Below are 12,599 nucleotides of genomic sequence, written 5' to 3' on the forward strand. Positions count from 1 at the left end.
TGGGCCATCCTTCGGGGTTATGGCTGTCTGTGTGACCTGCGGAAACGACTACTACATGGCGTTCGAGGTGCGGACCGTCGGCGGCGGTTCGTACACCTTCGACTCCTTCGAGTGCGCGATCCAGAAGCTGGCGCCGGTGTGCGAGCACTGCGGGACCCGGATCGTCGGGCACGGGGCGGAGGTGTCGGGCCGGTTCTACTGCTGCGCCCACTGCGCCCGCACCGCCGACGCGCCGATCGGGCTCGAGGTGCGCGACGCGGTGGGCGCCTATCCGGGGTGATCGCGTTCCCCCGGTGATCATCGCGTTCGGCCGTCATGATTGGGTAACCCGCAGGCAATGTGTGGGAGCCCCGCGCGTGAAGGAGCAGCTGTGGTCGTCCTGGGAATCGACATTGGTGGATCCGGCATCAAGGGGGCTCCGGTCGACCTGGCCACCGGCGCGTTCACCAGCGAACGGGTCCGCATCGAGACCCCGCAGCCGGCCGACGTGGCCAGCGTGGTGAAGACCGTCGTGGCGGTCGCGGGCTCCTTCCCGGCCGCGGACGCCATCGGGATCACGTTTCCCGCCGTGGTACTGCACGGTGTCACCAAGACCGCCGCGAACGTCGACGCGTCGTGGGTCGACGCGCCGGCCGAGAAGCTGTTCTCCGAGGCGCTGGGCCGGCCGGTGACGGTCCTCAACGACGCCGACGCGGCGGGTGTGGCGGAGCTGGAGTACGGGGCGGGCCGCGGCGTGCCGGGTCTCGTCGTGATGGTCACCTTCGGCACCGGCATCGGCACCGCCCTGTTCAACGACGGCGTGCTGGTCCCGAACACCGAGTTCGGCCACCTGCAGATGAGCGGCCTGCACCTGCACGGCGGCGACGCCGAGGACTACGCCTCCGACCGCATCCGCGAGGCGCAGGAGCTGAGCTGGCAGGACTGGGCCGAGCGGGTCCAGACGTACCTGCGGCATCTGCACTCGCTGCTGTGGCCCGACCTGATCATGATCGGCGGCGGGGTGAGCAAGAAGGCCGACAAGTGGCTGCACATGGTCGACGTCCCGACCAAGGTCGTCCCGGCCACCCTGCTCAACAACGCCGGCATCGCGGGCGCGGCCCTGCTCGCCGCCCGCAACGCCAAGGTGATCTGAGCCGCTACCCGGCCGTGGTGCAGTCGATCGTGAACTTGACGCGGCTGGACTGCACCCGGTTCGGCGAGGTCGTCTGAATCCAGTACTCCACCGTCCGCCTGGGATGCGCCTTGTCCCAGGTGACGGTGTGCCGCCGGCTGCCCGCGAGCAGCCCGTTCTCCACGACGTACTCGATGTTCTCGCTGCCCACCAGCAGCCCGTCGGTCGACTGGATGTCCATCCGCACGGGCGTGCGCGCGTCGGAGTCGACCTTCACCACCCAGCGCAGCTCGGCCTGCACCCCGTCGGTGGCGCAGAACCCGCTCTGCCCCGGCTGGGCGAGGGACACCGTCACGCTGCTGACCTTGCCCCCGTTCCCGCCCGGCACCGGCTTCGCGGTCGGCCGCGCCGGGGACACCAGCGGGTACGCGGACGGATAGGCCGTGACCTTGGTGGAGTCGACGGGGGCGGGCTGCCCGTTGGCGGCCGCCGCGCCCGGCCCAGGCGACTGGTAGGGCCCGACCCACTTCGTGGTCACCCCGCTGCAGCCGGCGAGCGCGAACGCCGCGAGCAGGGCCGCAGCCCGGAAGATCCTCCGCACCCGCGGCAGCATAGCCGCCCGCCGCCCGCTCAGGTGGACGGCCGTCGCTCCCGCCGCAGCCGCTCCGCCTCGCGTGAGCCCGGACCCTGCAGGGTGCCGTCCACCCCGAGCACGTGCGGGACGGCCTCGAACAGCTCGTACAGGTAGTCGTGGAACGGCTCGTCGACCGGCGCGGTCACGTTGAGCGGCACCACCCCGAACGCGATGTAGTGCAACGTCTTGCGCATCAGCTGCGACGGGGAGCAGACGCTGTACAGGCGGCCGAACCCGGCGTCGAGGAAGTAGCGGGCGGCCACGAAGCACTCGTCGGCCGAGCCGAAGACGCCCTCGGCGCCCTTGTACCGCGCGTTGAGGTCGTCGCCGTGCAGGTCCGCGGCGGGCAGGCCGGCCTCGCGCAGGTAGCGGGTGCCGGCCGCGCTGAGCGACACGGCGTCGTCGACCTCGCCGGCCCGGTGGCGGCTGCCGGGCACGTACACCTCGACCCGCTCGCCGCCCGCCCGCAGCTGCCGGTACAGCTCGGCCCCCCGCTCCAGCCGCGCCGCGAACTCCACACCCGGCGTGACCCCACCGGCGAGCGGGTGCTGCGCGGCGACCTCGATCAGCGCCCCGGGCGTGCCGCGGCGGGCCCGCATCGCCGCCCGGGCCGCCTCGTAGCGCTCCCGCCACTGCTCCTGCTGCGCAGACACGGCCGGACCCCTATTCGATCGTCGTGGCGTCGCCGCGCGCCTCGACGACCTCCCACACCCGGTCGAAGTGGTGCACGCAGTCGTCGAGCAGCGCCTTCGACGACCCGTCGACGAGCTCGAAGGAGGCGGTCTCGGCGGCCCGCAGCGGCGGGAGCGTCACGGTCAGCCAGCCCCACGACTCGTCGCAGAGCACCAGGGTCGAGCGCAGGTGCGTGCTGAAGAAGCCTAAGCGGACCCGGCCCAGCGGCGCGTCCCGGCCCCGGTTGAGCCGGCGGGCGTCGGCGAGGACCTCCCGCAGCCGCCGGCTCGCCTGGGCGACCTCGGTCGCGATCGGGTCGGCCGGGTCCCGGTCCTCCATCTCGTCGACGTCGAGCAGGAACATCGACTCGGCCGCCGGGACGAGGACCCGCACGTCGGCGCCGTGCAGCAGGGCCCGGGCCAGGTACGGCTTCTGGATGTCCAGCAGCCGGGTGGCGCTCGTCGACATGATCCGGACCGTGCGGGCGGCCTCGATGGTCGCGCTCATCGCCGCCCCGGCCTGGCCGTTGGCGCTGATCCGGCTGATGCCGAGGGTCTGCGCGGGCTCCACGACGTCGGCGAACACCCGCTCCAGCGGGGCGCCGATCGTGTTGGCCCGCACCCAGCCGATCTGCGGCCGGTCGTGCACCGCCCGGTTCAGCGCGGTGACGACGTGCAGCGCCAGGTCGTCGGCGCTGTCCCAGTACTTGCAGGTCAGCTCCCCCTCGAGCCGGTCGCGGAACGCCCGCACCTTGCGCTGGTGCTCCACATCCTCATCGGAGCTGGGGCCGGGGTCGCGGCGCAGGAACGCGAGGACGGGTTTTCCGAGGTGGCGGGCGAACTCGTACTCGGACTCGGTGAAGCTCAGCCCGTTGGGCCGCACCGAGCCGTACCGCCCGGCCACGATGACGACGTAGTAGTCGCACGGCTCGATGATCCGCTCGATCGTCGGCCAGGCCTGCTCGGCGAAGGCGTTGAACAGCTCCATGCCGACGGGGATGAACGACGACTCGAGCAGCGCCTCGATCACCCTGCGCCGCTCGACCTCCAGGTCGCGGCTGGTCGAGCTCACGAACACCTGGTACTTCACCTCGGTCGCCACGCCCCAGGCTGGCACGGTTTGCAGCCGGTATGCACCGTCCGTCCCGCCAATGGGCGATCGGGCAGTACGGTATCGGTTGCGGTTGTGTCCCGGAATGTCGGGATATCCGGGGTTCGTTTCGGGTGGTGTGCGCGGGTGAGGCACCATGGCTGGCATGGGGGATTCGCCCGCGCCGCTGCGTGCCGGCGATCCGGCGTCGGTCGGGTCGTACGTGCTGCGTGGTGTGCTGGGCGTCGGCGGGATGGGGACCGTCTACCTGGCCGAGGCGCGGGACGGGCGGAAGGTCGCGCTGAAGGTCATCAATCCGGCGTTCTACCACGACCCGATGTTCCGGCACCGGTTCGCGGCCGAGGCGGCCGCCGCGTCGCGGGTCGCCGGATTCTGCACCGCGCGGGTGCTCGACGTGGCGCTCGACGGGGATGTCCCGCACCTGGTGACCGAGTACGTGGCGGGGCCCTCGCTGCACGAGTACGCGACCGAGCACGGGCCGCTCGCCGGGCACGTCGAGGCGGTCGCGGTCGGGGTCGCGGCGGCGCTCACCGCGATCCACGCCGTCGGGCTCGTGCACGCCGACCTCAGCCCGCGCAACGTGCTGCTGTCGCCGTTCGGGCCCAAGGTCATCGACTTCGGGGTGGCGCGGCTGCTCGGGCAGGCCGCGGCGCACGGGCCGAACTTCGGCACGCCCGGCTGGCTGGCGCCCGAGCAGGTGCGGGGCTGGCCGCCGTCGCAGGCCTCCGACGTGTACGCGTGGGGGCTGCTCGTCGCCTGGGCCGGCACCGGCCGCATGCCCGTGGGCGACGACCCCGCCGCCGAGCCGGACCTCGCCGGGCTCGACCCCGGGCTGGCCAAGGTGGTCCGGCAGGCGCTCAAGGCCGACCCCGCGGCCCGTCCCACCGCGCGGCAGGTGCTCCTGGCCCAGGTCGGGCAGGACGATCCCGCCGCCGCCCAGGTCGCCGCCACCGTGCGGGCGACCGCCTCGCCCCGGCCCCGGCGGCAGTCCACGGCCGCGTTTTCCAAGGGCGCGGCATCGGTACCGTCGAAGCCTCCACCGACCCAGCCCGTCCATCCGATGCCGGGAACCCGCGTCGACCCCCACGGGCCGCCCAGGTTCTCGCGGCCGCTGCCACCCCCGCCGCCGCCACCGCGCCGCCGGCCCCGCCGGGTCGGGCGCGCGATCACGACCGGGATCGCGCTCGTCGCGCTGCTCGGGTGCCTGCTGGGTGGGCTGAGACTGGCCGAGAAGGCCGGCAAGGGCGGGGCCGGGGCGCAGCCGGGCGAGCCGACGAAGTCTCCGACGCCCTCGCCGACGCCGAAGCGCAGCCCGGTCGCCGGGGACGGCAAGATGCGCTTCACGCTGGCCGGGTTCAGCTGCGGCAAGCAGGAGCTGGGGGACTGGCCGCTGACCCGCAAGGCCGGCGGGCAGTACTGCCTGGCCGAGCTCAAGGTGGAGAACACCAGCGACAGCAAGGGCCGCATCTGGGTCGGCAACCAGAAGCTGCGCGACAGCGACGGCCACGAGTACGGGCCGGACGAGCTGGCGTGGGTCTGGTACGAGGACGCGCGGCCGCTGTTCAACGAGATCGGGCCGGGGGACTCGGTCACCGGCACGCTCGTCTTCGATGTGCCGGAGGGGCTCACGTTCACGGAGCTGCGGGTGAAGTCGGGGCTCGTCGGCGGCGACAGCTCCGCGATCAAACTGCGCTGAGCGTTCCGGGCCGGACTTCTCGGCCGAACTGCTCGAGCATTTCCGTGAGAGCGCTCCATGGGAGCGGTCCCGCGCGGGTCGTGCTGGGGTGGCCGGTGACATCGACGGTGATCCCGAGCAAACACCATGGGCAGCCCGTTGGCAAGGGTTGCGGCCACGTTAAGTTTCGTTACCACCGTGTTATTGACACCACAGTCCGCGATCGGATTTAGTGTGCCGGAACCGGTTGCGGAACCGGTTCCAGAACACGCTCTCTTGCCAGAAAGCGCTCTCACCGGAAGGATGCGGCGTGCCGATCACCATCGCCGATGTGGCGGCCCGGGCGGGGGTCAGCAAGACCACCGTCTCGCGGGTGCTCAACGGCAAAGGCGAGGTCGACGAGGCGACCGCGGCACGGGTGCGCACGGTGATCGACGAGCTGGGCTACGTGCCCAGCGCGCGGGCGGTGAATCTGGCCCGGGGGCACACCCGGGTCATCGGCATGCTGGTGCCGTCGCTGACCTGGCCGTGGATGGGCGAGGTCGTGCAGGGCGCGGTGGACGTCGTGGAGTCGGAGGGGTACGGGTTGCTGCTGTTCACGTGCAACCGCGGCGCCGAGTCCATGCGCCAGTTCTCCGCCCAGGTCTCCGGCAAATCCTTCGACGGGCTCCTCGCGATCGAGCCCGAGGGCACCCTGGACTACCTCGCCGACCTCTACGCCGGCGGGCTGCCGGTGGTGCTCATCGACGACCGCGGCGACAAGCCGCTCATGCCGTCGGTGGCCACCACCAACCGGGCCGGCGGCTCCCTCGCGGCCCGGCACCTCGTGGAGATCGGCCGGCGCCGCCCGCTGGTGATAACCGGCTCGGAGAAGTTCGGCTGCACCCAGGACCGCCTCGGCGGCTTCGCCGACGTGTTTGCCGCGGCCGGCGCGCCCATCGACCCCCGCCTCGTCATCGAGGGGGACTTCACCTACGAGTGCGGCATCCTGTCGATCCAGCGGGCCCTCGCCGAGGGGCTGCAGTTCGACGCCGTGTTCGCCCACAACGACCTGTCGGCCTCCGGCGCCCTCCAGGCGCTGCGGCTGGCGGGCAAGTCCGTTCCGCAGGACGTCGCCCTCGTCGGGTTCGACGACATCCTGCACGCGGCCCACACCGAGCCGCCGCTGACCACCGTCCGCCAGCCCATGCGCCAGATGGGCGAGATGGCGGCGCGGAGGCTCATCGCGCATTTCGACGGCACGCCGTTGACGGCGGAGCCGAACATCCTGTCCACCACGCTCGTCGTGCGCGGTTCCACCGTCACGGCGCAGCCCGAGCGCACCACCTGACGCCTCACGCACCACGGGCGGCGCCCCTGCCGAACTTCGGGCGCCGTCGTCATACCGCAGAAATGTTCCTGTCCGCCCCACCTGTCGATCCAGGTACCAAAGGAGACACCCCCGTGTTGACCAGACGCTCCGTTCTGCTCGGCATGGCCGGCTTGCTGGCCACGGCGCCCGCCCTCGCGGCGTGCGGCAACTCGCCGAACGAAGACAAGACCGGCGCCAAGACCACGGTCCTGACCGTCGGTATGCCCAACGGTCCGCTGACCGAGAACGAGAACCCGTTCCTGACCACCTCGGCCGGGGCCAAGGACGGCTACCGCTGGGTTCTCTACGAGCCGCTGATGATGTGGAACCCGGTCAAGCCGGCCGACCCCATGAAGCCGTGGCTCGCGACCAAGGCGGAGTGGAACAAGGACTACACCTCGGTCAAGCTCAACATCCGTGACAACGCCACCTGGTCCGACGGCGAGAAGCTCACCGCCAACGACGTCGTCTACACCTACAAGCTGGTGCGCGACAACGAGGCCCTGAACTCCGGCGGTGTGCCGATCACCGACGCCACCGCGACCGGCGCGGACGTGACCATCACGTTCAAGTCCTCGCAGTACGTCAGCCAGCAGAAGGCGATCGCGCAGATCCCGATCGTGCCCGAGCACATCTGGTCGAAGTTCTCGGACCCCAAGACCGAGGCGAACAAGAACCCGATCGGCTCCGGCCCGTACACGCTGAAGTCCTTCACCCCGCAGACCACGACCCTCACGGTCCGCGACAAGGGCTACTGGCAGACGCTGCCGCAGGTCAAGGAGCTGCGGTACACGTCGTACAACGACAACAACGCGCAGACCACGGCCCTGGCCAACGGCGAGTGCGAGTGGAGCTTCGTCTTCATCCCCAACGTGAAGACGGTCTTCATCGACAAGGACGCGGCCAGCCACAAGATCTGGGCGCCGCCGGTGCTCGGTATCCACGGCCTGTACATCAACACCACCAAGGCCCCGTTCAACGACGCGAAGCTCCGCCAGGCCATGGGCATGGTCATCAACCGCGATGACATCTTCACCACCGCCGAGGCCGGCTACTTCCACCCGCTCGTCAAGAGCGTGACGGGCCTGCCCTCGCCGGCCGGTGACGCGTTCATCTCCGACGAGTACAAGGGCAAGGACTACAAGGTCGACGTCGAGGGCGCCAAGACGCTGCTCGCCGGCGCCGGCTACAAGCTGGAGGGCACCACCCTCAAGGACCCGTCGGGCAAGCCGGTCACGCTGACCCTGACCGACCCGGCCGGTTGGTCGGACTACCAGACCTCGCTGGAGATCGTGAAGGCCAACCTGGCCACGATCGGCATCGCGGCCACGGTCGACAAGGCCAACCAGGACGCGTGGTTCAAGAACGTCGAGGCCGGTGACTTCGACGCGACGTTCCGCTGGACCGACGGCGGCTCGACCCCGTACGACATCTACCGCACGGTGATGGACGGCGACCAGCTCAAGCCGATCGGCACCGCGTCCCCGGCCGCGAACTTCGGCCGCTTCGACAACAAGGACGCCACGGCCGCCCTGCGCGCCTACGCCTCCGCCACCGACGACGCGGCCCGCAAGACCGCGCTCGCCACGCTGCAGAAGATCTTCGTCGAGCAGGCCCCGATGATCCCGGTCGGCGCCGACAACGTGGGTGCGGCCTACAGCGCCAAGAACTGGACGGGCTGGCCGGACGACGCCAACCCGTACGGTGCCGCGCAGCCGACCCAGGCCAACGCGCTGGACGTCATCCTGCACCTCAAGCCGGCCGGCTCCTGACGACCGGATCGTACTGACACCGCTCCCCGGGTGGCGCGATACTGGCCACCCGGGGAGCGGTACCCCGTGACGACACCGACACCCCCAAGACAGGACCATTCGGCATGACGTTGAGCGAAAGCCCGGCGGCTCCGGTCGGCGAGGTGGTGCTGGAGGCCGAGGGCCTGACCAAGCATTTCCCCGTCCGGCGGAAGCTGAGCGACATCTTCACCGGCAAGCGGGCGGTCGTCCACGCCGTGGACGACGTGTCCCTCACCCTGCGCCGCGGCAGGGTCACCGCACTGGTCGGCGAGTCCGGCTCCGGCAAGTCCACCGTCGCCCGGCTGTTCGCGCAGCTCTACCCGCGCACCGGCGGCGACCTGCGACTGCACGGCGAGAGCACGCGAGTGGGCGGCGGGCGCCGGTTCCGCGAATACGTCAGCCGGGTCCAGCTCATCTTCCAGGACCCGTTCGGCTCGCTCAACCCGGTGCACACGGTGCGGTACCACCTGACCCGGGCCCTGAAGATCCACGGCAACGCCGGGCGGACCTCCGAGGAGCTCGAGGCGGCCCTGGCCAACCTGCTCACCCGGGTCGCGCTGACCCCGCCCGAGCGCTACATCGACAAGTTCCCGCACGAGCTGTCCGGCGGCCAGCGCCAGCGCGTGGCCATCGCCCGCGCCCTGGGCGCCGACCCGGAGGCCCTGCTCGCCGACGAGCCGGTGTCGATGCTGGACGTGTCGATCCGCCTCGGCATCCTCAACCTGCTGCGCGACCTCAAGGAGCGCCTCAACCTCGCGATCCTGTACATCACGCACGACATCGCCTCGGCGCGGTACTTCGCCGACGAGACGATGGTGATGTACGCCGGACGGATGGTCGAGGGCGGCGACAGCGAGTCGGTCACGCAGAACCCCGCGCACCCGTACACCCGGCTGCTCATCGAGTCGGCGCCGGACCCGGACCGCATCGCAGGCATCGCCGACGCGACCGCGAAGGACCGCGGCAACGGCGAGCCGCCGAGCCTGATCCGGCCCCCGCAGGGCTGCCGGTTCCACCCGCGCTGCCCGCACGCCATGCAGCGCTGCACCGTGGACCTGCCGCCGCGCCTCGAGGTCGGCGGCGAGCCCGGGCACTGGGCCGCCTGCTGGCTGTACGACGCCGACACCGTCGCCAAGGAGGGCGTCGGCTCGGTCGCCGATCCGTCGATCCCCACGCCGCCGGCCCTGCACGCGCCGGAGGAGGCATCATGAAGTTCCTGCTGCAACGCCTCGCCTTCTACCTGTTCACGGCCTGGGCCGCGATCACCATCAACTTCTTCATCCCGCGGATGATCCCCGGCGACCCGATCAGCTCGTTCCTGGCCCGCAACCAGGGCGCGGTGTCCTCGGACTCGATCCACTCGCTGGAGGTGCTGTTCGGGCTCGACAAGAAGCAGAGCCTGTGGCAGCAGTACCTGGACTACTGGGGCCAGCTGTTCCACGGCGACCTCGGGCTGTCCTTCACGTTCTTCCCGTCCACGGTCAGCGAGGTCATCTCCTCCAGCCTGCCGTGGACGATCGGCCTGGTCGGCGTCACCACGATCCTGAGCTTCATGATCGGCACGACGCTGGGCATCGGCGCGGGCTGGCGGCGCGGCACCTGGATCGACGGGCTGCTGCCGGCGACCACCTTCCTGTCCTCCATCCCGTACTTCTGGCTCGGGCTGGTCTTCATCGCCCTGTTCACCGGCAACGGCAGCTACTTCCCGTCCTCGGGCGGCTACACGCCGGGCCTGGTGCCGTACTGGGACGGGACCTTCATCGGCTCGGCGATCAACCACAGCGTGCTGCCGGCCTGCACGATCCTGCTGTCGTCGATGAGCGGCTGGATCCTCGGCATGCGCAACATGATGGTGACGGTGTCCGCCGAGGACTACATCACCGTCGCGCACGCCAAGGGCCTCTCGGAGCGGCGGGTCGCGTTCAGCTACGCCGCCCGCAACGCGCTGCTGCCCAACATCTCGGCGTTCGCGCTGTCGCTGGGCTTCATCGTCGGCGGCACCCTGCTGGTGGAGATCGTGTTCTCCTACCCGGGCGTGGGCTTCCAGCTCTTCCAGGCCGTCGGCGCGCACGACTACCCGCTGATGCAGGGCATCTTCCTGGTCATCACGATCTCGGTGCTGGTGGCGAACCTGTTCGCCGACGTGGCGTACACGCTGCTCGACCCGCGCACCCGAAAGGCCGGCTGACATGACCGTCACGCCCTCCAGCATCGAGCAGGTCATCCCCGGACAGGGCGCGATGGCCCAGCCGGACCCGGCCACGGCGAAGAAGGCCAAGCGCAAGCGGTTCCGGTTCGTCGCCAACGGCAAGGCCGCGACCGGCCTGATCATCCTCGCGATCTACGTGCTGTTCGCGATCATCGGCCCGTGGGTCGCCCCGTACGACCCGGACGCGATCACCAAGGACGCGATCCAGCCGCCGTCGGCGCAGCACTGGTTCGGCACCACCCACCTCGGCCAGGACATCTTCAGCCAGATCCTGGCCGGCACCCGCAGCGTCGTGTTCGTCGGCGCGGTCGCCGGGATCGTCGCCACGGTCCTGTCGATCCTCGTCGGGGTCACCGCCGGCTACCTGGGCGGCATCGCCGACGAGATCCTCTCGGTGCTGTCCAACGTGTTCCTGGTGATCCCCGGCCTGCTGCTGGTCATCATCATCTGCACGTCGCTGCCCCGGGTGAACGACCTGACGGTGGCGCTGGTGATCGGCCTGACCAGCTGGTCGTGGGGCTCCCGGGTGCTGCGGGCCCAGACGCTGTCGCTGCGGCGGCGGGACTACGTCGACGCGGCCCGGGCCACCGGCGAGAAGACCTGGCGGATCATCTTCTTCGAGATCATGCCGAACCTCACGGCGATCATCGCGTCCGGTTTCGTCGGCACCGTCATCTTCGCGGTGCTCTCGGAGATCACGCTCGCCTTCATCGGGATCTCCTCGGTGTCGTCGTGGAACTGGGGCACCATCCTGTTCTGGGCCCAGGGGCAGCAGGCCCTCGCCCAGGGCGCCTGGTGGTGGTTCGTCCCGGCCGGCCTCGCGATCGCGATCCTCGGCACCGCGCTGAGCCTGGTGAACTTCGGCATCGACGAGTTCGTCAGCCCGCGGCTGCGCACCTCCGGCGCCGGCAACACCAAGGGCCCGGACGGGCGCAAGGTGCGGATGAAGGTCGGCTTCACGCCCGTGACGCGCCCGGTCGAGCCGGCGGCGAAGATCGAGATGGACGGTACCGCGCGATGACCCAGGTCCTCACCCGGCCCCTGCTGGAGATCAAGAACCTCAACGTCGACTACGGCCTCGGCGACGACGCGGTGCACGCGGTGCGCGAGGTCAACCTGACGATCCACCGCGGCGAGGTCGTCGGCCTCGCCGGGGAGAGCGGCAGCGGCAAGTCGACCCTCGCCTACGGCGTGACCCGGCTGCTGCCCCCGCCCGGGGTGGTGTCCGGCGGCTCCGTCACGTACCACCCGCCGACCGGCGACCCGTACGACGTGCTGAGCCTGTCCCACTCGGAGCTGCGCAAGTTCCGCTGGGCCGAGACGTCGATCGTGTTCCAGGGCGCGATGAACTCGCTGAACCCGGTGCACAAGATCGACGTGCAGATGATGGACGCGATCAAGGCGCACGAGCCGGGGCTGTCCAAGGCGGCGCGGGTCGACCGGGCCAAGGAGATGCTGCGGCTCGTCGGGATCGCCGAGGACCGCATGGAGGCCTACCCGCACCAGCTCTCCGGCGGCATGCGCCAGCGCGTCATGATCGGCATGGCGCTGGCCCTGCAGCCGCAGCTGGTCATCATGGACGAGCCGACGACCGCGCTCGACGTGGTCATGCAGCGGCAGATCCTCGGCCAGCTCGTCGAGCTGCGCGAGCGGCTCGGCTTCTCGGTGCTGTTCATCACCCACGACCTGTCGCTGCTGGTGGAGTTCAGCGACCGGATCGCGATCATGTACGGCGGCCGGATCGTCGAGGAGGCGCCGTCCGCCGACATCTACCGGGAGCCGCTGCACCCGTACAGCAGCGGCCTGCTGCGCTCGTTCCCCGCCCTGCGCGGCGAGCGGCGCGAGCTGGCCGGCATCCCCGGCTCCCCGCCGGACCTGCGCGGCATGCCGTCCGGCTGCTCGTTCCACCCGCGCTGCCCGAAGCGTTTCGAGCCGTGCGACACCGTGCTGCCGATCCTGGGCAAGCCCGACGACCACGTCGGGCGGGCCCGCACGGTCGCCTGTCACCTGCACCCGGTCACCGCCGGCTAGCCGCAGCAGGCCT

General features: G+C 70.8%; 12 protein-coding genes. 9 read left to right on the plus strand and 3 right to left on the minus strand.

Translation table 11 applies throughout. The features are described 5' to 3' along the window. Nucleotides 1-19: 19 nt before the first annotated feature. Both ACQPZ4_RS24580 and ppgK read left to right on the plus strand, forming a co-directional pair. Nucleotides 20-280, plus strand: a complete 261-nt coding sequence (locus ACQPZ4_RS24580) for a Prokaryotic metallothionein (protein ID WP_433065595.1) — start codon at nt 20-22, stop codon at nt 278-280. Nucleotides 281-370: 90 nt separating this feature from the next. Next, nucleotides 371-1,132: a polyphosphate--glucose phosphotransferase gene (ppgK, locus tag ACQPZ4_RS24585; protein ID WP_433065598.1), complete on the plus strand. Its 762-nt coding sequence runs from the start codon at nt 371-373 to the stop codon at nt 1,130-1,132. Nucleotides 1,133-1,136: 4 nt separating this feature from the next. On the opposite strand, the gene ACQPZ4_RS24590 is transcribed toward ppgK, so the two are convergent. From ACQPZ4_RS24590 to ACQPZ4_RS24600, 3 genes are read right to left on the minus strand one after another with little or no spacing between them, the layout of a single operon-like run. Beyond that, on the minus strand, nt 1,137-1,712 hold the full coding sequence (locus ACQPZ4_RS24590) for a hypothetical protein (RefSeq protein WP_433065601.1): 576 nt from the start codon (nt 1,710-1,712) through the stop codon (nt 1,137-1,139). Between the two features lie 29 nt (nt 1,713-1,741). Then, the gene (locus ACQPZ4_RS24595; protein ID WP_433065604.1) at nt 1,742-2,398 is read right to left on the minus strand and encodes a hypothetical protein; all 657 of its coding nucleotides are present in this window, start codon (nt 2,396-2,398) and stop codon (nt 1,742-1,744) included. A 10-nt stretch (nt 2,399-2,408) separates the two neighbouring features. Beyond that, a complete protein-coding gene (locus tag ACQPZ4_RS24600) occupies nt 2,409-3,518 on the minus strand; it encodes a DUF4062 domain-containing protein (protein WP_433065607.1) in 1,110 nt (369 codons plus the stop codon). A gap of 154 nt (nt 3,519-3,672) precedes the next feature. Here ACQPZ4_RS24600 and ACQPZ4_RS24605 point away from each other — a divergent pair, with 154 nt between their 5' ends. From ACQPZ4_RS24605 to ACQPZ4_RS24635, 7 genes are all read left to right on the plus strand, one after another. After that, nucleotides 3,673-5,223 (plus strand): protein kinase domain-containing protein, encoded by a 1,551-nt coding sequence (locus ACQPZ4_RS24605; RefSeq protein WP_433065610.1) that lies wholly within the window; start codon nt 3,673-3,675, stop codon nt 5,221-5,223. 289 nt (nt 5,224-5,512) lie between these two features. Next, nucleotides 5,513-6,532: a LacI family DNA-binding transcriptional regulator gene (locus ACQPZ4_RS24610; protein ID WP_433065613.1), complete on the plus strand. Its 1,020-nt coding sequence runs from the start codon at nt 5,513-5,515 to the stop codon at nt 6,530-6,532. A 143-nt stretch (nt 6,533-6,675) separates the two neighbouring features. After that, on the plus strand, nt 6,676-8,325 hold the full coding sequence (locus ACQPZ4_RS24615) for an ABC transporter substrate-binding protein (protein WP_433066629.1): 1,650 nt from the start codon (nt 6,676-6,678) through the stop codon (nt 8,323-8,325). A gap of 104 nt (nt 8,326-8,429) precedes the next feature. Further along, on the plus strand, nt 8,430-9,557 hold the full coding sequence (locus ACQPZ4_RS24620) for an ABC transporter ATP-binding protein (protein WP_433065615.1): 1,128 nt from the start codon (nt 8,430-8,432) through the stop codon (nt 9,555-9,557). Continuing rightward, nucleotides 9,554-10,534: an ABC transporter permease gene (locus ACQPZ4_RS24625; protein WP_433065618.1), complete on the plus strand. Its 981-nt coding sequence runs from the start codon at nt 9,554-9,556 to the stop codon at nt 10,532-10,534. Before ACQPZ4_RS24620 ends, ACQPZ4_RS24625 begins: the two co-directional genes overlap by 4 nt. Nucleotide 10,535: 1 nt before the next feature. Next, on the plus strand, nt 10,536-11,576 hold the full coding sequence (locus ACQPZ4_RS24630) for an ABC transporter permease (RefSeq protein WP_433065621.1): 1,041 nt from the start codon (nt 10,536-10,538) through the stop codon (nt 11,574-11,576). Further along, entirely contained in the window at nt 11,573-12,586 is a 1,014-nt protein-coding gene (locus ACQPZ4_RS24635; RefSeq protein WP_433065623.1) for an ABC transporter ATP-binding protein, read from the plus strand. Before ACQPZ4_RS24630 ends, ACQPZ4_RS24635 begins: the two co-directional genes overlap by 4 nt. Nucleotides 12,587-12,599 lie beyond the last annotated feature (13 nt).

This window comes from Dactylosporangium sp. CS-033363, from assembly GCF_050942475.1.
Taxonomy (GTDB): domain Bacteria; phylum Actinomycetota; class Actinomycetes; order Mycobacteriales; family Micromonosporaceae; genus Dactylosporangium.